This window comes from Streptomyces hyaluromycini (genome assembly GCF_002217755.1).
Lineage (GTDB): Bacteria > Actinomycetota > Actinomycetes > Streptomycetales > Streptomycetaceae > Streptomyces > Streptomyces hyaluromycini.
Map to the genome: position 1 here is coordinate 21,754 of NZ_BCFL01000021.1, position 19,118 is coordinate 40,871.

The window sequence follows — 19,118 nt, forward strand, 5'->3', positions numbered from 1 at the left end:
CCGCCCCCGGGGGCCTGTGTCCGCCCTTCGAGCGCGCCGGTGTGACCATCGCCTGATCCGATCGGGCGATAGGCCCGCCGCGCGCTGCCCGGAACGTCCGAGCACGTGAACTAGGCTCGACGCGATTGAGCCGAAACGCCCGAACCGGAGCCCCGGCGGGCCTGCGTGTGCGGTGGGACGGGAGTGTGGCCCGTGACGGATCAGGCGGTGGACACAGGCGGCGCAAGGCGGTCGGCGCCCGCGGCCACGGACGACCGGTTCCTGGGCCGTACAAGGGAGTTGAAGGAACTGCGCGCCGACATCGAGCGCGCGGGCCTGGACACCATCGCCGGCCGCAAGGCCCCCCGCGCCCGGGTGCTGCTGATCGCGGGCAGACCCGGCTCCGGCCGCACCGCCCTCGCCGAGGAACTCGTCCGGCAGGTCGCCCCCGGCTACCCCGACGGAGTGCTGCGCGCCCGCCTCGCCGAGCCCGACGGCACCCCGGTCCCCGTCGAGCGCACCGCCCGCGACCTCCTCACCGCGCTGCGGCTGCCCACCCCGGCCGGCGCCGCCGCGGACGACCTCACCCACGCCCTGCGCACCGCCCTCGCCAAGCGCCGGATGCTGCTCCTGCTCGACGACGCGCCCGGCGCCGAAGAGGTCGACGTGCTGCTCCCGGACACCCCGGACTGCCTGGCCGTCGCCGTCTCCGGCGGCCCGCTCACCGGGATCTCGGACGTCCGCCCGTGCACCCTGGGCGGCCTGGACACCAAGTCGGCCGTCGAACTGCTCACCCGGTACACCGGCTCCGTCCGCATCACCGTCGATCCCCGTTCCGCCGAGTCGCTGGTCGAGGTCTGCCAGGCGCAGCCCGCCGCGCTCGCCCTGGCCGGCGGCTGGCTCGCCGCCCGCCCCCAGGCGGCCGTCTCCGACCTCGCCAAACGCCTGCACGCGGAGGCGGACGACGGCACCGCGCTGGTCCGCGTCTTCCGGTTCGTGCACGACCAGCTGCCGGGCCAGTCCGCGCGGATACTGCGCCTCCTCAGCCTGGCCCCGGCCGGCCTGGTCGACCCGCACACCGCCTCCTCCCTGGCCGGCTGCTCGGTCGACACCGCCCGCACCACCCTGGACGAGCTGGTCCGTCTCGGCCTGCTGCACACCGTGCCCTCCCCGCTGCCCCAGTACGAGGTCCCCGGCTGTCTGCACCCGCTGCTCCGGGCGCTGGCCGAGAGCCAGGAGCGGGCCGGGGAGCTCCAGCTGGCCCGCGCCCGGATGCTGGAGCGCACGGTACGGCTGCTGCAGTCCTGCCGGGCGATCACCGAGACCGACAACCCGCAGGCCCGCGAGAAGCTCCAGGCCCTGCCCCGGGAGCTGCGCTTCCCCACCCCCCGGGCCGCCGCCGACTGGCTGCGCATCCGGCGCCCGGCGCTGCTGGCCGCCGCCCGCGCGGCGGTCGCCGACGGCGAGCTCGACACACTGGCCCGCCGCCTGATGGCGCAGCTGGTCAAGGCCATGGTGGCGCACCTCGGCACCCAGGCCGCGGCCTCCGACCTGTACGGCGTCCACCGGCTCGTCCTCGATGTCGCCGAGCGCCGCGACCTGCCCCGGGAGCAGGCCGCCGCACTGCTGAACCTCGGCGACCTGGACGCGCAGACCGGGCGTACGGCGGACGCTTTGGTGCGCTATCGGTCTGCGTTGGATGCCGGACGCCGTGCAAATGACCCGTACGCGACCGGTCGCGCAATGGAATCCGTAGGTGGCGCGTATCAGGAGCTGGGGGACTACGACCGGGCCGCCGACTGGTTCGGCCGCGCCCTCGCCGAGCGCCTGGCCCGCGACGAGCGTGCCGAGGCGGCCCGGCTCTACGGCCGCATCGCCGGCGCGCACACCTACGCGGGCCGGTACGGGGAGGCGCTGCGGGCGTGGCGGGCAGCCGTTTCCGGCCACCGCAAGAACGGTGATGTGCCCGCGCAGGCAAGGGCGTTGAGCGAGCTGGCCCGGGTCCAGGAGTACGCCGGCCGGCCCGAGGAGTCGCTGCACACCTGCCAGGAGGCGGTGGAGTGGGCGCGCCGTGCCGAGGACACCCGGCTCCAGGCGGCGCTCCAGCTGCGACTCGCCGACACGCTGGAACGCCTCGGTGACTCCACCGCCGCGAGCCTGCACCGCTCGGCCGCCGAGCGCATGCTGGGTGAGGAGTCCCTGGGCCCCTCGGACCCCTCGGGCCCGGACTCCGACCCGGAACACGGCGCTAACGCCTACGAAATCCGTAGTGCTTCCGGCCGAGATTGATGCAATGAAAGGCTAGACAGTCGGAACGCCTTCATTAAACTGGCTCTGCCGCCGGTTCTTCCGCGGTGTCTCCTGGTATGCCGTCGCATGCCGGGTATGCGTGTCTATGCCCCCACACCCTCTGAGCCAAGGACCGTGATCGACGTGAAGGTCGGCATCCCCCGCGAGGTCAAGAACAACGAGTTCCGGGTGGCCATCACCCCGGCCGGCGTGCACGAGCTGGTGCGTAACGGCCATCAGGTCGTCATCGAGCGCGGCGCCGGTGTCGGCTCGTCGATCCCGGACGACGAGTACATCGCCGCCGGGGCCGCGATCCTGGACACCGCCGACGAGGTGTGGGCCACCGCCGACCTGCTGCTGAAGGTCAAGGAGCCGATCGCGGAGGAGTACCAGCGCCTCCGCAAGGACCAGACCCTCTTCACCTACCTGCACCTGGCCGCCTCCAAGGAGTGCACCGACGCCCTCCTGGAGTCCGGCACCACGGCGATCGCCTACGAGACCGTCGAGCTGCCCAGCCGCGCGCTGCCGCTGCTCGCGCCCATGTCCGAGGTGGCCGGCCGGCTCGCCCCGCAGGTCGGCGCCTACCACCTGATGCGCGCCGCCGGCGGCCGCGGTGTCCTGCCCGGCGGTGTCCCGGGTGTGCTGCCCGCCAAGGCCGTCGTCATCGGCGGCGGTGTCTCCGGCTGGAACGCCGTGCAGATCGCCATCGGCATGGGCTTCGACGTGACCCTGCTCGACCGTGACATCAACAAGCTGCGTGAGGCCGACCGGATCTTCGGCACCAAGGTCAAGGCCGTCATGTCCAACTCCTTCGAGCTGGAGAAGGCCTGCCTGGAGGCCGACCTGGTGGTCGGCGCGGTGCTCATCCCGGGCGCCAAGGCTCCGAAGCTCGTCACCAACGAGCTGGTCTCCCGGATGAAGCCGGGAAGTGTCCTTGTCGACATCGCGATCGACCAGGGCGGCTGCTTCGAGGACTCCCGCCCCACCACGCACGCCGAGCCGACCTTCAAGGTCCACGAGTCGGTCTTCTACTGCGTCGCCAACATGCCCGGCGCGGTGCCCAACACCTCGACCTACGCGCTCACCAACGCCACGCTGCCGTACATCGTGTCGCTCGCGAACAACGGCTGGGCGGAGGCGCTGCGCCGTGACGCCGCGCTCGCCAAGGGCCTCAACACCCATGACGGCAAGGTCGTTTACAAGGAGGTCGCCGAGGCGCACGGCCTGGAGCACGTGGACCTCGACACGCTGATCGGCTGAGCGGGACCCGGCGGGCAAGTCACCTTTTCGTAAAGGCGATACGTCAACAAGCCGCGTCAATGGCGCACATCCGGCCGGACCTTGCCCGACAAGGTCCGGCCGGATGTGTGTATGGTCACTTTGCGACTTGCGGTCAACTCGCCTCGAACGTAACCCTTCGACCGATTCGCACACCGGTGAAACCTGCTGTGCGACGGCCGTACGCCCTTGACAGCGGGATGTTTCATTGCCGACACATCCTGCCGGGTCCGGCGGATTGTGTTGCTGCGAACGCCCGACACGCCATAGAGTCGCCGACTGTCGGCATGGTGCCACGCTGACCTGTCTAGAAGTTTCCTGGTCACCAAGGAGGTAAGACGACTTGTGAATGAGTCGACATTTTCTCCCGGGGGTGGTCAACCAGGAATGCCGGTGAGGGACCAGGGTCCCGCGGGGTTCGAGGCTGTCGGCTCCGTCGCGGTGCGCACCTTCGCAGCCCATCAGAGTTCGCTGACCACGCGGACAGCACACCAGAGCATGGATGGCCATCACGTGAACGCCATGGCCGGCGACGGAAGTGGCGCGCCCCACAGCCAGTTCGCCGACTACGACGAACTGCCCGACGGGCACTTCTACGACCCCGACGCCGAGTACGAGCCCGATCCGGAGTACGCGGCCACGCTCGCGCCCGACGCGGCCCGCCAGCGCCGCGAGCGCGTCGGTCCGACCGGACGCCCGCTGCCGTACTTCCCGATCCCGGGCCCGGTGACCAGTCACGGCCCCGCGACGATCATCGCGATGTGCAACCAGAAGGGCGGCGTCGGCAAGACCACGTCGACCATCAACCTGGGTGCCGCGCTCGCGGAGTACGGCCGGCGGGTACTGCTCGTGGACTTCGACCCGCAGGGCGCGCTGTCGGTCGGTCTCGGCGTCAACCCGATGGAGCTCGACCTCACCGTCTACAACCTGCTCATGGAGCGGGGCATGGCGGCCGACGAGGTGCTCCTGAAGACGGCGGTCCCCAACATGGACCTGCTGCCCTCCAACATCGACCTGTCGGCCGCCGAGGTCCAGCTGGTCTCCGAGGTCGCCCGTGAGTCCACGCTGCAGCGCGCCCTGAAGCCGCTGCTGCCCGACTACGACTACATCGTGATCGACTGCCAGCCCTCGCTCGGCCTGCTCACGGTCAACGCGCTGACGGCCGCTCACAAGGTGATCGTGCCGCTGGAGTGCGAGTTCTTCGCGCTGCGCGGTGTGGCGCTGCTGACCGAGACCATCGAGAAGGTCCAGGAGCGGCTCAACCCGGAGCTGGAGCTCGACGGCATCCTCGCCACGATGTACGACTCGCGCACGGTCCACAGCCGTGAGGTCCTGGCCCGGGTCGTCGAGGCCTTCGACGACCACGTCTACCACACGGTCATCGGCCGCACGGTCCGCTTCCCGGAGACCACGGTCGCCGGTGAGCCGATCACCACGTACGCCTCCAACTCCGTCGGTGCCGCCGCCTATCGCCAGCTCGCCAGGGAGGTGCTCGCCCGGTGTCACGCCGAGTGAGTCTGCCCGGGGCCGACGAACTGTTCCGTACGACCGGGGGGATGGCGCTGCAGCCGTCCACGCCCAGGCGCCCGGTCAACGGCGAGGCCCGGGTGCCGGCTCCCGCGGGGGAGAGCGACGAGACGGCGGCCTCGGCCGCCGAGGACGTGCCCCAGTCGGTGCCCGTGCGGGGCGGCGACGGCGAGGGCGCGGAGCACGTGGCGGCGGAGGCCGAGCCGGCCGACGCCGGGGAGTCCCGCAACCATGCCGCGCAGTCCGTCACGGTCGCGCCGTCGGCGGAGCGGTCCGCGCGGCAGCAGGCGGCGCAGGAAGGTTCTGGCGGGCCCGCCGGGCAGGCCCAGCCCCGCAAGCAGCGGGGCGGCGGCCGGGCGCCCGCCCGGCGGCCCAGCGGGCGCGAGCGGCACGACGAGAAGATCACCGTGTACGTCTCCGCCGAGGAGCTGATGGACCTGGAGCACGCCCGTCTCGTGCTCCGGGGCGAGCACGGGCTGGCCGTGGACCGGGGCCGGATCGTCCGCGAGGCGGTCGCCGTGGTCCTGGCCGACCTGGAGTCCCGCGGGGACGCGAGCATCCTCGTACGACGGCTGCGCGGGCGGTAGGGGTAGCCTGCGGGGGCTATGACCTCGAACGACGTTCCCGCTCCCGGTCCCGGCCGCAGGCGTGCGCTGGGGCGGGGGCCGGGGTTTTCGCCGCCGGCGCCGGAAGCGGTGCCGTTGGTGGACGAGGGGCCGTCGTCGGCTGAGGCCGTGGGTCCTGCCGAGGCCGGTGGGCCGTTGCGCCCACCCGTTCCTCCCCCAGTGCCTGAAGGGCCTGGGGGGACTCCCAGCGGAACGCCTGCCCACAACGGCAGCGTGTCCGAGGAGGAGCCCCAAGACGTCCCCGACGGCGTCTTCAAGGTTCGGCTTGCCAACTTCGAGGGGCCCTTCGATCTGCTTCTCCAGCTGATCTCCAAGCACAAGCTGGACGTCACCGAGGTCGCGCTCTCCAAGGTGACCGACGAGTTCATGGCGCACATCCGGGCCATGGGGCCGGACTGGGACCTGGACCAGACGACCGAGTTCCTCGTCGTCGCCGCCACCCTGCTGGACCTCAAGGCCGCCCGGCTGCTGCCCGCCGCCGAGGTCGAGGACGAGGCCGACCTCGCGCTCCTCGAAGCCCGGGACCTGCTCTTCGCACGGCTGCTGCAGTACCGCGCGTACAAGCAGATCGCCGACATCTTCAACCGGCGCCTGGACGACGAGGCCCGCCGCTGGCCCCGGACCGTCGGCCTCGAACCGCACCTCGCCGAGCTGCTGCCCGAGGTCGTCATCAGCATCGGTCCTGAGGGGTTCGCCAAGCTCGCCGTCAAGGCGATGCAGCCCAGGCCCAAGCCGCAGGTGTACGTCGACCACATCCACGCCCCGCTGGTCAGCGTGCAGGAGCAGGCCGGGATCGTGGTGGCGCGGCTGCGGGAGCTGGGGGAGGCCAGCTTCCGGGTGCTCGTCGAGGACGCCGACAACACGCTCACCGTCGTGGCCCGTTTCCTGGCGCTCCTGGAGCTGTACCGGGAGAAGGCCGTCGCCCTCGACCAGGAGACCGCCCTCGGCGATCTGATCGTGCGGTGGACCGGCGGGGACGGGGGGACCCAGCCGGCGGTGACCGACGAATTCGACCGGCCGCCCGAGCCGCCCAAGCCGCCCAAGGAGGAGAAGGCGTGAGTGAGGAGACCGCGGAGCTGCCGGCGGGGCTGCGGCCCGTCGCCGAGCTCGACCTCAAGCCGGCCCTGGAGGCCGTGCTCATGGTCGTGGACGAGCCCGCCACCGCCGAGCACCTGTCCAAGCTCCTGGAGCGGCCGAAGCAGACGATCACGAAGGCGCTGCGGGCGCTGGCGGAGGAGTACACCGCACAGGGCCGCGGCTTCGAGCTGCGGTTCGTCGCGGGCGGCTGGCGCTTCTACACGCGCGGCGAGTACGCGCCCGCCGTCGAGCGGCTGGTCCTGGAGGGGCAGACGGCCCGGCTCACCCAGGCCGCCCTGGAGACCCTCGCGGTCGTCGCGTACCGCCAGCCGGTGAGCCGCAGCCGCGTCTCGGTCGTCCGCGGAGTCAACTGCGACGGTGTGATGCGCACCCTGCTCCAGCGCGGTCTGGTCGAGGAGGCGGGCACGGAACCCGAAACAGGTGCGATCCTGTACAGGACGACGAACTACTTCCTGGAGCGGATGGGCCTGCGCGGCCTGGACGAGCTCCCGGAGCTCGCGCCCTTCCTCCCGGAGGCGGAGGCGATCGAGGCCGAGACCCAGGAGGGCGTACCGTCGTTCGACCCGGACGCACCCGATGCGCCGGGTACAGACGACGCAGACGACTAGACGGAACTTTGATGCGAAGCAGCAGCGGCAGGAACAGCAGCGGAAACAACGGCGGGAGCCGTGGTGGCAACAGCGGCGGCCGCGGCGGGAGCAGCGGTGCCCGCGGTAACTACCGCGGCGCCGGGAACGCCCGCGACGACAAGCAGGGCGCCGGCCGGCCGAAGAAGCCGCGCCCGGAGGAGCGGCGTTACGACGTGGGCCCCGGCGCCACCCAGGACGGCCCGAAGTCGGGCCGTGGCGCCTCGGCGCGCGGCGGCGCCAAGGGCGGACCCCGGCAGGGGCAGGGCACCGGACGCGGCCGTACGGCGCCGGCGAGCTCCCGTGAGTACGACGCCCGCGCCGAGGAGCGCAACCGGGAGCGGTACGCCGGCAAGCCGGACGTGAAGCTCCCCAAGACCTTCCCGGGCGCCGAGCAGGAGGGCGAGCGGCTGCAGAAGGTCCTCGCCCGCGCGGGCTACGGCTCCCGGCGCGCCTGCGAGGAGCTGATCGAGCAGGCCAGGGTCGAGGTCAACGGCGAGATCGTCCTGGAGCAGGGCAAGCGGGTCGACCCGGAGAAGGACGAGGTCAGGGTCGACGGGCTGACCGTCGCCACGCAGTCGTACCAGTTCTTCTCGCTGAACAAGCCGGCCGGCGTGGTCTCCACCATGGAGGACCCGGACGGGCGGCAGTGCCTCGGCGACTACGTCACCAACCGGGAGACCCGGCTCTTCCACGTGGGGCGCCTGGACACCGAGACCGAGGGCGTCATCCTGCTCACCAACCACGGCGAGCTGGCGCACCGGCTGACCCACCCCAAGTACGGCGTGAAGAAGACCTACCTCGCGCACATCGTGGGCCCGATCCCGCGCGACCTGGGCAAGAAGCTCAAGGACGGCATCCAGCTGGAGGACGGGTACGCGCGCGCGGACCACTTCCGGGTCGTCGAGCAGACCGGCAAGAACTATCTCGTCGAGGTCACCCTGCACGAGGGCCGCAAGCACATCGTGCGGCGCATGCTGGCCGAGGCCGGGTTCCCGGTCGACAAGCTGGTGCGGGTCGCCTTCGGGCCGATCACCCTCGGCGACCAGAAGTCGGGCTGGCTGCGCCGGCTGTCCAACACCGAGGTCGGGATGCTCATGAAGGAAGTCGACCTCTAGACCCCTCTGGTAGGCCCCTCTAGGGCCTCAAAACCCCGTAAAGGGGCGTGTACGGCTTTGTGGCGGCCGGTTCCGGGTAGTCCGGGACCGGCCGCCGTCGTATCCGCGAACGGGGCTCCAGCGGCCGCTGAGGCCTTGCGCGACCTCCGTCCGCTCTTTATAGTCGTGAGGACTATTAGTGACATCGATCACCGAGGGGGTGGACGGGCCCATGCAGGGCTACGACAAGTACGCCTTCGAACCCTTCGCCGTCACCGTCGACCTCGCCGTCCTCACCCTCCGCGCCGGAGCCCTGCACGTGCTGCTCGTCGAGCGCGGGCAGGAGCCGTACGCCGGACAGTGGGCGCTGCCCGGCGGCTTCGTGCTGCCGCGAGAGTCGGCCGAGACGGCGGCCCGGCGGGAACTCGCCGAGGAGACCGGCCTGTCGGACGTGTCCGGACTGCACCTGGAGCAGCTGCGCACCTACAGCGAGCCCGACCGCGACCCGAGGATGCGGGTCGTCTCCGTCGCCTTCACCGCGCTGCTGCCCGACGCCCCCGAGCCGCACGGCGGCGGCGACGCGGCCCAGGCGCGCTGGCTGCCGTACGACCCGGCCCGGCCGCTCGCCTTCGACCACGTCCGGATCCTGGCCGACGCCCATGAACGGGTCGGCGCACAGCTGGAGTACAGCTGTCTCGCCACCGCCTTCTGCCCGCCCGAGTTCACGCTCGGCGAGCTGCAGAACGTCTACGAGACCGTGTGGGGCGTCACGCTGGACCGCCCCAACTTCCGCCGCAAGGTGCTCGCCACCCCCGGCTTCGTCGAACCCGCCCCGGGCGCCGCCCGGTTGACCGGCGGCCGCGGCAAACCGGCCGCCCTCTACCGCGCGGGCACCGCCACCGCACTCCACCCGCCCCTGCTCCGCCCGTCCCGGGAAGGACGCCCCGCATGACCACGAACATCGGCGACAAGCGCGCCGCCACCGGCTCCCTGATCGGTCTCGCCCTCGGGGACGCGCTCGGCTTCCCCACCGAGTTCAACGACGTGCCCTCGATCCTCGCCAAGTCCGGGCCGTGGCGGGAGATGGAGCTGCCGCAGCGGGCCGTCGTCTCGGACGACACCCAGATGACCCTCGCCGTGGGCCACGCGATACGCACCGCGATGGACCGGGGGGTGCTCGCGCCCAAGCGGCTGGAGCGGCCGCTGCGCGAGGAGTTCGTGAACTGGTACCAGTCGCCCGAGAACAACCGGGCGCCCGGCCGGACCTGTCTGCGGGCCTGCAACCTCCTGAAGGACGAGGGCCGGGCCTGGCAGGACGCCAGCCAGATCGACTCCAAGGGCTGCGGCGCCAACATGCGGGTCGCGCCCGTCGGGCTCGCCCCCGGGCTGAGCGACGAACAGCGCGCCGGCGCCGCCCAGTTGCAGGCCGCGCTCACCCACGGCCACCCCACCGCGCTGGCCGCCTCCGACCTCACCGCGCGTGCCGTACACCTGCTCGCGCAGGGGACCGAACCGGACCGGCTCGTCGACCGGCTGCGGTCGTACGCCCGCGAGAACCGCACCCGCTACCACCGCACCTGGCTCGGCGACCTGTGGACGCGCAGCCAGGACGCGACCCCCGAGGAGTTCATCGCACGCGGCTGGGACGAGTGCCTGGAGATCCTCGACCGGCTCCAGGAGGCCGTGCGCACCGCCTCGCCGGAGGCCGACCCGTGCCTGGCCACCGGCGCCGGCTGGATCGCCGAGGAGGCCCTGGCGACCGGCCTGCTCTGCTTCCTGCTCTTCCCCGGCGAACCGCTGCTCGCGCTGCGCCGGGCCGCCTGCTCCTCCGGCGACTCGGACTCGATCGCCTGCCTGAGCGGCGCCTTCGCCGGGGCCTGGCTGGGCGAGGACGCCTGGCCGACGGAGTGGGCCGACCGGATCGAGTACCGGGGCGACCTGATGACCCTGGGCGCGCTCTGGGACGCCTGAGCCGGGCTCAGCGCTGCCCGGCGCGCGCGACGCCCTGCATGACCTGGTGGTCCGCGTGCGTCCGGAGGGCCGAGGTCCGGCGGGTCCGGAACAGGAAGTCGGCCACGCGCGCGTGGTCCGGCTCCGCCGGGAGCGGGGTGCCGTGCAGCGCCCGCTCGGTCTCCTCGGCGAGCCGGGTCATCCGGGACTCGACCTCCGCCCAGGAGACCTCGCCCCGCTTCACCGCCAGGAACTCCGCGCGCCCTTCGCCGACGCCGATCGTCAGCTCGCCGGTGCGCAGCAGGTCGCGGGCGCTCGTCAGCAGCCGCAGCAGGTGCATCGCGTGCTTCCAGCGCGGGGCGCCGTGCGACCGGACGTCGGCGTCGAGCTTCCGGCGCTGGGCGAGGGCGTAGCGGGTGAAGGAGTCGTGGGCGCGCCGGGAGAGGAAGGCGCCGCGCAGCGCGAGCAACTCGCGGCCCGTGTCGTCGAGGCGTTCGACCAGGGGCGAGTGCAGGCACTCCAGGATGTTCGGGTTGGCGCGCAGCGCCAGTTCGCAGAACCGCTCCAGCTCCCAGGAGAACCGCTCCTCGCCCGGCCCCTCGACATGGGTCGGCGGCTTCGCGAAGCCCCAGAACAGGGGAGTGGGGGCGAGGAACACACCCCGGCGGTCGGTGTCGCTGTCCTCCGTGGCCAGACCGAAGGCCCGCGACCCCATGACACAGGCGTAGATCGTGTGGTCGCGTACCAGGTCCTCGGGCTCCATGCCCAGGAGCGTAGGCGGCGGGTCAGCCCATGGTGATCGAATTTCCGGTCACCGTGATCGACTCGGCCGGCAGCGGCCTGGTCGCCGGGCCGTGGGCGACCGAGCCGTCGGCGATGTGGAACTTGCTGCCGTGGCAGGGGCAGTCGATGGTGCCGTCCACCACCTGGTTCACGGTGCAGCCCTGATGCGTGCAGATCGCCGAGAAGGCCTTGAACTCGCCCTTCGTCGGCTGGGTCACCACGATCTTCTGGTCCTTGAAGATCGTGCCGCCGCCCTCCGGGATCTCGCTCGTCTGGGCCAGCGCCTCCCCGGCGGTCGCGCTCGCCGCTCCGGAGGCGGACGCCCCGGACGAGACGGGCGTCTCGGACGAGCTGGAGGAGCCGTTGTCGTTGTAGTTGCTGCATCCCACGCAGGTCGCGGCGAGCGCCGCGGTACCCGTCGTGAGCACGCTGCGCCGAGTGGAGCCGTCGGTCATGTCGTCACCCCGAACGTGCGGAAGAACCAGAAGGCGGACGTCAGCCAGACGAGCGTGAGCACGGCGAACACCAGCCCACCGACGATCGGCAGCAGCCAGCCGGGTAGTCGCTCCGAGCGGAGCAGCAGCATCTTGGCACTGAAAACACCGAAGAAGAAGCAACCCAGGATGGAGTGCCACAAAACGCGCGTTTCGTACGTCTGATAGCCCAACGCGTACAGACAGTGCACCGCCACGGGGACGGCGACGAGGAACGCGATCCGCCCCGACCAGCGGTGCACCGCCGGCGCCCAGCGCGGTCCCGGCAGCCTGCCGTACATCATCAGCGCGGAGACCAGCTGGACGAGCGCGAAGAAGAACGCCGTCGAGGCGAGCCAGGACTTCACCGCGCGCGTGCTGCTGAAACCGGCGAGGTCGAAGGCGGTCCCGGTCGGCTGGTGGACCCTGCCGTACACGCCGAGGGCGACCGCGACCGCGGCGGCCACCAGGACGGGCACGAGATAGCGGGCGGGGTGCGGGCGGCGGTGGTTCGGCTCGGGCGACGGCCAGCTCTGGGTGGCGGCGTTCGGGTCGACGGTCATGGTCGGCTCCCTCGGGTCACGGCCGGATGTCAGGGGACGACTGGGCTCGCCGTCAGCTGCTGTCCGTCGACCGTCACGGCGCCGGTCTCCGGGTCGATGCGGGGTGCGGCCGAGGGCTTGCCGTCGCGGTCGACGATGCCGACCTGGCGGCCGTCGGCGAGCACGATCCAGCCGCCGTCGACCTTCGCGCCCCGCACGGTCGCCGTGGCCCGGTACAGCCCCGACCCCTTGACGGCCCGCCGCGCGGTGAAGGCGTAGTGGCCGCCGTCCAGGTCGACGGCCCCGCGAATGCGGCTGTTGTCCTGGAGCGTGCCGTTCAGTACGGCGCCGTGGCCGCCGGTCAGCCTCATGCTGCCGTCGGGGTTCACCCGGCCCTTGAGCCAGGACTCCTTGCTGTGCCCGTCGCAGAAGTACGCGATCGCCCTGCCGTCGCGGACCGAGACGGCGACGGAGGACGAGTCGTCGTCGGTGCGGCCTGCGTAGGAGGCATCGGAGATCTTCGACGGCGACTGAGACGGTGACGGAGATGCCGATGGCGATGGCGACGGGGACGCCGTGGTCTTCGTCGGCGCCGGGCTCGGTGACTTCTCCTGGTACGACGACGAAGCGGTCTTCGTCCCCGTCGTCGCGTTGAGCGTCAGCATGAACAGGCCGAGCAGCAGACCCGCGAGCAGGGTCAGCAAGGGACCGGGACGTTTCATGGCGGGCCTCCCCCGAGGCGGGTCTGCCTGCCATCAGAGCGGATCGGCGGGCCCGGCGTAAAGAGGCGCACAGGGGTGTTTCCCCCCAAGTGGCGGAATGGGTTGTCACACGTGACATTGGGGCCATGGCAGGCAACGGCCTCATCTCAGCGGTCGGGCACGGCGCACGGGCCCGGCGGCGGTCTGACTAGGCTGGACGGACCAAGAGGCCGACGTCAGAACAGGAGCGGTGCCGTGGCGGTACGAGCGGTCCGGGGGGCCGTCCAGCTGGAGCGGGACGAGGCCGGTCACATGGACGAGCAGGTCGGAGCGCTGCTCACGGCCGTCCTGGAGCGGAACGGGCTGACCGCCGACGACCTGATCAGTATCTGGTTCACGGCCACCCCCGACCTGCACAGCGACTTCCCGGCGGCCGCCGCGCGCAAGCTCGGCATCGTCGACGTACCGCTGATCTGCGCCCAGGAGCTGGACATCGCGGGCGCCATGCCCCGGGTCGTCCGGATACTGGCGCACATCGAGTCCGACCGGCCGCGCGCCGACATCAGTCACGTCTACCTCGGTGCCGCGGGCGCCCTGCGCAAGGACATCGCCCAGTGAGAACCGCGCTCGTCATCGGCACCGGCCTGATCGGCACGTCCGCCGCGCTCGCCCTCGCCCAGCGGGGCGTCGTCGTCCACCTCGCCGACCACGACCCCGAGCAGGCCCGTACCGCGGCCGCGCTCGGCGCCGGCACCGACGAGGCCCCCGACGGGCGGGTCGACCTGGCGCTCGTCGCCGCCCCGCCCGCCCATGTGGCCGCCGTTCTCGCGGACGCGATGAGCAGGGGCCTGGCGCGCGGCTACGCCGACGTGGCCAGCGTCAAGGGCGGCCCGCGCCGGGAGCTGGAGGAACGCGGCCTGGACCTGACGTCGTACATCGGCACGCACCCCATGTCCGGCCGGGAGAAGTCCGGGCCGCTGGCGGCCACCGCCGACCTCTTCGAGGGCCGGCCCTGGGTGCTCACCCCCACCCGGGACACCGACACCGAGGTGCTGAACCTCGCCCTGGAGCTGGTCTCGCACTGCCGTGCCGTGCCGGTGGTCATGGACGCCGACGCCCACGACCGCGCGGTGGCCCTGGTCTCCCACATGCCCCACCTGGTCTCCAGCATGGTCGCGGCCCGCCTGGAGAACGCCGACGAGTCGGCCGTACGGCTGTGCGGACAGGGCATCCGGGACGTGACCCGGATCGCCGCCTCCGACCCCCGGATGTGGATCGACATCCTCTCCGCGAACCCCGGCCCGGTCGCCGACCTGCTCGCCGACGTCTCCGCCGACCTCGACGAGACGGTCCGCGCCCTGCGCGCCCTGCAGTCCTCCGACGAGGACAAGCGGCGCGCGGGCGGGGCCGGCATCGCGGACGTGCTGCGCCGCGGCAACGCCGGTCAGGTCCGGGTGCCCGGCAAGCACGGGTCGGCGCCGCGGGTGTACGAGGTCGTGGCGGTGCTCATCGACGACCAGCCCGGTCAGCTGGCCCGGATCTTCGCGGACGCCGGGGCGGCCGGGGTCAACGTCGAGGACGTGCGGATCGAGCACGCGACCGGTCAGCAGGCCGGTCACGTCCAGCTGTGGGTGGAGCCGAAGGCCGTGCCCGTGCTCACGTCGGCGCTGCGGGACCGGGGCTGGGCGCTGCGGCAGTAGGGCTGAGAACGGCGGTCCCGGGGGCCGGTAACCTTGTGCGGGGCGCACTGCCGCCCGCACACCACCCACCACCCTGCACCCGGAAGGTGTCCCCCCGTGGAAAACGGCGCCGTAAAGCCCGTGATTGTCGCGATCGACGGCCCCTCGGGCACCGGCAAGTCGAGCACCTCCAAGGCCGTGGCCGAGCAGCTCGGCCTGAGCTACCTGGACACCGGCGCCCAGTACCGGGCCATCACCTGGTGGATGGTGACCAACGGCATCGACCTCACCGACCCGACCGCGATCGCCGCGGTGGCCGGCAAGCCGGAGATCGTCTCGGGGACCGACCCGGTCAAGCCGACGATCACCGTCGACGGCGTGGACGTCGCCGGCCCGATCCGCACCGAGGAGGTCACCTCCAAGGTCAGCGCGGTCAGCGCGGTACCGGAGGTGCGGACCCGGATCAGCGAGCTGCAGCGGTCGCTGGCCCGCGCCGCCGCGGACGGCATCGTCGTCGAGGGCCGGGACATCGGCACCACCGTGCTGCCCGACGCCGACCTGAAGGTCTTCCTCACCGCCTCCCCGGAGGCCCGCGCGGCCCGCCGCAGCGGCGAGCTGAAGGGCGCCGACGTCAACGCCACCCGCGAGGCCCTGGTCAAGCGGGACGCGGCCGACTCCTCCCGCAAGACCTCGCCGCTCGCCAAGGCTGGCGACGCGGTCGAGGTGGACACCACCGAGCTGACGCTGGCCCAGGTCATCGAGTGCGTCGTCACCCTCGTCGAGGAGAAGCGGGCCGGGAAGTGAGCGTTCCGTCGCAGCGGGGCGCCGAGACCGGGCGCCGCATCGGGGTCGGCCTGATGTACGGGCTGTGGAAGCCGCGCGTGCTCGGCTCCTGGAAGGTGCCCGCGCAGGGTCCGGCGATCCTGGCCGTGAACCACTCCCACAACATCGACGGCCCGATGGTCATGGGCGTGGCGCCCCGGCCGACGCACTTCCTCATCAAGAAGGAGGCGTTCGTCGGGCCGCTCGACCCGTTCCTGACCCGGATCGGGCAGCTGAAGGTGGACCGCCACTCCACCGACCGCGCGGCGATCACCCGGGCGCTCGGCGTCCTGGAGGCCGGGGGAGTGCTCGGCATATTCCCCGAGGGCAGCCGCGGCGACGGCGACTTCGCCGCGCTCCGCGCGGGCCTCGCCTACTTCGCGGTGCGCTCCGGGGCGCCGATCGTCCCGGTGGCCGTGCTGGGAAGCTCCGAGCGGCGCGGACGGTTGATAAAGGGGCTGCCGCCGCTGCGCGCCCGCGTCGACGTCGTCTTCGGCGATCCCTTCGAGGCGGGCGACGGCAGCGGCCGACGCACCCGAAAGGCCCTGGACGAGGCCACCGAGCGCATCCAGAAGCAGCTCACCAGTCACCTGGAAAACGCCAGGCGTCTGACCGGACGCTAGGCGACACTGAGTAGTGGATCAGCCCGTGGGAGAGAGCCCGCAGCAGGTCTGATCCACCGATCACCACGATGAACGACGAGGTACGGACTTCATGAACGACCACATCCAGCCCGGCGACTCGGCTGAGCACGAGTACGACCACGGGGCGCTCGGCGACGCCGAGTACGCGGAGTTCATGGAGCTCGCCGCGGAAGAGGGCTTCGACATCGAGGATGTCGAGGGTGCCATCGAGGCGGCCGGCCACGGTCCGCTGCCCGTCCTCGCCGTCGTCGGCCGCCCGAACGTCGGCAAGTCGACTCTGGTCAACCGCATCATCGGCCGCCGCGAGGCCGTCGTCGAGGACAAGCCCGGGGTCACCCGGGACCGGGTGACCTACGAGGCCGAGTGGGCGGGCCGCCGCTTCAAGGTCGTCGACACCGGCGGCTGGGAGCAGGACGTCCTCGGCATCGACGCCTCGGTGGCGGCCCAGGCCGAGTACGCGATCGAGGCGGCCGACGCGGTGGTCTTCGTCGTCGACGCCAAGGTCGGCGCGACCGACACCGACGAGGCGGTCGTGCGCCTGCTGCGCAAGGCCGGCAAGCCCGTCGTGCTGGCCGCCAACAAGGTCGACGGACCCAGCGGCGAGGCCGACGCGGCCTACCTCTGGTCCCTCGGTCTCGGCGAGCCGCACCCGGTCTCCGCCCTGCACGGCCGCGGCACCGGCGACATGCTGGACGCCGTCCTGGAGGCGCTGCCCGACGCGCCCGAGCAGACCTTCGGCGGCACGGGGGTCGGCGGCCCCCGCCGGATCGCCCTCATCGGCCGCCCGAACGTCGGCAAGTCCTCCCTTCTCAACAAGGTGGCGGGCGAGGAGCGCGTCGTCGTCAACGAGATCGCCGGCACCACCCGCGACCCGGTCGACGAACTGATCGAGCTCGGCGGCATCACCTGGAAGTTCGTCGACACCGCCGGTATCCGCAAGCGCGTCCACCTCCAGCAGGGCGCCGACTACTACGCCTCGCTGCGCACCGCGGCCGCCGTCGAGAAGGCCGAACTCGCGGTCATCCTGCTGGACGCCTCCGGGAACATCTCGGTGCAGGACCAGCGCATCGTCACCATGGCCGTCGAGGCGGGCCGCGCGGTCGTCCTCGCCTTCAACAAGTGGGACACCCTCGACGAGGAGCGCCGCTACTACCTGGAGCGCGAGATCGAGACCGAGCTCGGCCAGGTCGCCTGGGCACCCCGCGTCAACGTCTCCGCGCGCACCGGCCGCCACATGGAGAAGCTGGTCCCCGCGATCGAGACCGCCCTCGCCGGCTGGGAGACCCGCGTCCCCACCGGCCGCCTCAACGCCTTCCTCGGCGAGCTGGTCTCGGCCCACCCGCACCCCGTCCGGGGCGGCAAGCAGCCGCGCATCCTCTTCGGCACCCAGGCCGGCACCAAGCCGCCGCGTTTCGTCCTGTTCGCCTCCGGCTTCATCGAGGCGGGCTACCGCCGCTTCATCGAGCGCCGGCTGCGCGAGGAGTTCGGCTTCGAGGGCACGCCGATCCACATCTCCGTGCGGGTGCGCGAGAAGCGCGGCACGAAGAAGAAGTAACCGCATGCGTGAGGGGCGGCCACCGTCAGCGGTGGCCGCCCCTCACGCATGCGGCACGGACGTGGCCGTCACTGCCCCCGGCGCGGTCCCGGCGGAAGCGCAGCCGGGACCGGCGTCATCCCGGTCTCCTGGGCCCGCCCGAGCGTCCCGACCCGCTGCCACTGCGGCGGCTGCGGCTGCCCGCCGCCGTTCCGGGCGCTGTAGGCACCGGCGCTGTACGCGCTGTACGAGTTCCCTCCGTACGACCCCAGACCGTGGGTGCCGGTACTGAACGGGGCGCTCCCGAAGGCGACGAACCCCAGCGACTCCTCACCGCTGCGATCACCCGGCAGCGAACGGAAGGCCTTGACCCACTCCGTATAGAGCGAGTCGTAGATCGGCGTGGCCGAGAGCCCGCCCGGGGCCTCCTGAGCCGCCCGAGCAGCGGGAACGGCGGAGAAGGACGGCCGGTGGGGAGGAAGGTCGTATGCGTGCACGTATGTCCAAACGACCGGATTCTTGAAGAGATGCGGCTCTCAGGCGCCCTTTAGGGGCGCGGGGCTGTATTGAATCTGCGGCTACCGCCGCGTGGGCGCGAGCAACCACGACGCTGCCGCACTCGCGATCCGGACCGCAGCTCCCACTTCCGTGGGCGAGCCTCACACCCCCGCAAGAGGCAACGCCGCCGCCACCAGTTTCCCGTTCGCCGCCGCCTTGTCGATCGCGTCGCGCAGCAGGTCCTCCCGCGGCTGCCGCCCGATCGACCCCACCGGCGCCGCGAACATCAGCACCTGCTGGTGCTTGTTGGCGGCCGCCCGCCACCCGTCGGTCACCTGCAGCGGCTGATGCGCCTGCCACCACGCCACCGGCTGCCCGCCCGTCGGGCCCGGCTGCAGCACCGCGTGCAGCTGACCCACCGCCAGCAGCACCGACCACCCGTGCAGCACCGGCGGCACCGCGGACAGCTCCGGCACCGGCATGAAGCCCTGTTCGATGAGGAGCGGCAGGAAGTCGTCGCCCACCCCGTCCGTGCCGGGCCGCACGATCGGCGAGGTCGGCTCCACGACCAGCGCGGGGTGCAACTCCCCGGCGATCAGCACGAGTCCGCTGGTCACCCCGAGCACCGCCTGCTCGGGCACGGACTTCTGCGGCCCGCCGCCCGGCGCGCTGTCGCCGTTGATGGAGCGGACCGCCCCCTGCAGCTGCTCCTCGGTGACCTGGACGACCTGCGAGGGCAGGCAGGTGGCGTGGGCGAAGGCCAGGACGGCGGTCTCGTCGCCGATGAACAGGACGGTGCTGGTGCGCTCCTGTTCGGAGTCGCCCGGGGTGCGGCAGGACGTGCAGTCGTAGCTGCCGGGGGCGTTGTCTCCGGCGAGCAGCCGGTCGGCTTCTTCGTCGCCGATCTCGGCGCGTACCTCGTCGCTGACGTCGAGCATGCGCGGCACGGTGGCTCCCTCGGGATGCGGTGCG

At 72.1% G+C, this 19,118-nt stretch carries 20 protein-coding genes; 14 read left to right on the forward strand and 6 right to left on the reverse strand.

The genetic code is table 11. The annotated features are described in order from the left end of the window. Positions 1-192: 192 nt before the first annotated feature. From SSP29_RS24410 to SSP29_RS24450, 9 genes are all read left to right on the forward strand, one after another. A complete protein-coding gene (locus tag SSP29_RS24410) occupies positions 193-2,268 on the forward strand; it encodes a tetratricopeptide repeat protein (RefSeq protein ID WP_089102945.1) in 2,076 nt (691 codons plus the stop codon). 135 nt (positions 2,269-2,403) lie between these two features. Beyond that, a complete protein-coding gene (gene ald, locus SSP29_RS24415; protein WP_089102946.1) occupies positions 2,404-3,528 on the forward strand; it encodes an alanine dehydrogenase in 1,125 nt (374 codons plus the stop codon). A 405-nt stretch (positions 3,529-3,933) separates the two neighbouring features. Further along, on the forward strand, positions 3,934-5,061 hold the full coding sequence (locus SSP29_RS24420) for a ParA family protein (RefSeq protein WP_089102947.1): 1,128 nt from the start codon (positions 3,934-3,936) through the stop codon (positions 5,059-5,061). Continuing rightward, a complete protein-coding gene (locus SSP29_RS24425) occupies positions 5,046-5,660 on the forward strand; it encodes a hypothetical protein (RefSeq protein ID WP_089102948.1) in 615 nt (204 codons plus the stop codon). Before SSP29_RS24420 ends, SSP29_RS24425 begins: the two co-directional genes overlap by 16 nt. Positions 5,661-5,678: 18 nt before the next feature. Further along, the gene (locus SSP29_RS24430; protein ID WP_089102949.1) at positions 5,679-6,758 is read left to right on the forward strand and encodes a segregation and condensation protein A; all 1,080 of its coding nucleotides are present in this window, start codon (positions 5,679-5,681) and stop codon (positions 6,756-6,758) included. Continuing rightward, entirely contained in the window at positions 6,755-7,405 is a 651-nt protein-coding gene (gene scpB, locus SSP29_RS24435) for an SMC-Scp complex subunit ScpB (protein WP_089102950.1), read from the forward strand. Before SSP29_RS24430 ends, scpB begins: the two co-directional genes overlap by 4 nt. An 11-nt stretch (positions 7,406-7,416) precedes the next feature. Beyond that, complete coding sequence (locus tag SSP29_RS24440; RefSeq protein WP_089102951.1) at positions 7,417-8,541, forward strand: pseudouridine synthase; 1,125 nt, start codon at positions 7,417-7,419, stop codon at positions 8,539-8,541. A 211-nt stretch (positions 8,542-8,752) separates the two neighbouring features. Further along, on the forward strand, positions 8,753-9,472 hold the full coding sequence (locus tag SSP29_RS24445) for an NUDIX hydrolase (RefSeq protein ID WP_089103350.1): 720 nt from the start codon (positions 8,753-8,755) through the stop codon (positions 9,470-9,472). Next, positions 9,469-10,491 (forward strand): ADP-ribosylglycohydrolase family protein, encoded by a 1,023-nt coding sequence (locus SSP29_RS24450; protein ID WP_089102952.1) that lies wholly within the window; start codon positions 9,469-9,471, stop codon positions 10,489-10,491. Before SSP29_RS24445 ends, SSP29_RS24450 begins: the two co-directional genes overlap by 4 nt. 7 nt (positions 10,492-10,498) lie before the next feature. On the opposite strand, the gene SSP29_RS24455 is transcribed toward SSP29_RS24450, so the two are convergent. The 4 genes from SSP29_RS24455 to SSP29_RS24470 are packed head-to-tail and all read right to left on the reverse strand — an operon-like array spanning position 10,499 to position 12,990. Next, on the reverse strand, positions 10,499-11,233 hold the full coding sequence (locus SSP29_RS24455; protein WP_089102953.1) for a nucleotidyltransferase domain-containing protein: 735 nt from the start codon (positions 11,231-11,233) through the stop codon (positions 10,499-10,501). 22 nt (positions 11,234-11,255) lie between these two features. Beyond that, entirely contained in the window at positions 11,256-11,708 is a 453-nt protein-coding gene (locus tag SSP29_RS24460) for a Rieske (2Fe-2S) protein (protein WP_089102954.1), read from the reverse strand. Next, the gene (locus SSP29_RS24465) at positions 11,705-12,289 is read right to left on the reverse strand and encodes a DUF6529 family protein (RefSeq protein WP_089102955.1); all 585 of its coding nucleotides are present in this window, start codon (positions 12,287-12,289) and stop codon (positions 11,705-11,707) included. The genes SSP29_RS24460 and SSP29_RS24465 overlap by 4 nt, the downstream gene beginning before the upstream one ends. Before the next feature lie 29 nt (positions 12,290-12,318). Beyond that, the gene (locus SSP29_RS24470) at positions 12,319-12,990 is read right to left on the reverse strand and encodes a hypothetical protein (RefSeq protein WP_089102956.1); all 672 of its coding nucleotides are present in this window, start codon (positions 12,988-12,990) and stop codon (positions 12,319-12,321) included. A 234-nt stretch (positions 12,991-13,224) separates the two neighbouring features. On the opposite strand from SSP29_RS24470, the gene aroH reads away from it, so the two are divergent. The 5 genes from aroH to der all read left to right on the forward strand — a co-directional run bounded on the left by aroH (position 13,225) and on the right by der (position 17,669). Continuing rightward, positions 13,225-13,587, forward strand: coding sequence for a chorismate mutase (gene aroH / locus SSP29_RS56245; RefSeq protein ID WP_089102957.1), 363 nt, complete (start codon positions 13,225-13,227; stop codon positions 13,585-13,587). Next, complete coding sequence (locus SSP29_RS24480; RefSeq protein WP_089102958.1) at positions 13,584-14,669, forward strand: prephenate dehydrogenase; 1,086 nt, start codon at positions 13,584-13,586, stop codon at positions 14,667-14,669. Before aroH ends, SSP29_RS24480 begins: the two co-directional genes overlap by 4 nt. A gap of 96 nt (positions 14,670-14,765) precedes the next feature. Further along, positions 14,766-15,452, forward strand: coding sequence for a (d)CMP kinase (cmk, locus tag SSP29_RS24485; protein WP_089102959.1), 687 nt, complete (start codon positions 14,766-14,768; stop codon positions 15,450-15,452). A 53-nt stretch (positions 15,453-15,505) separates the two neighbouring features. Next, positions 15,506-16,093, forward strand: coding sequence for a lysophospholipid acyltransferase family protein (locus SSP29_RS24490; protein ID WP_089103351.1), 588 nt, complete (start codon positions 15,506-15,508; stop codon positions 16,091-16,093). Between the two features lie 91 nt (positions 16,094-16,184). After that, on the forward strand, positions 16,185-17,669 hold the full coding sequence (gene der / locus SSP29_RS24495; protein ID WP_089102960.1) for a ribosome biogenesis GTPase Der: 1,485 nt from the start codon (positions 16,185-16,187) through the stop codon (positions 17,667-17,669). A gap of 68 nt (positions 17,670-17,737) precedes the next feature. Here the strand turns inward: der and SSP29_RS24500 are convergent, their stop codons facing one another. Further along, positions 17,738-18,145, reverse strand: a complete 408-nt coding sequence (locus SSP29_RS24500) for a hypothetical protein (protein ID WP_089102961.1) — start codon at positions 18,143-18,145, stop codon at positions 17,738-17,740. A 162-nt stretch (positions 18,146-18,307) separates the two neighbouring features. Further along, on the reverse strand, positions 18,308-19,093 hold the full coding sequence (locus SSP29_RS24505; protein ID WP_089102962.1) for a DUF8842 C-terminal domain-containing protein: 786 nt from the start codon (positions 19,091-19,093) through the stop codon (positions 18,308-18,310). Positions 19,094-19,118 lie beyond the last annotated feature (25 nt).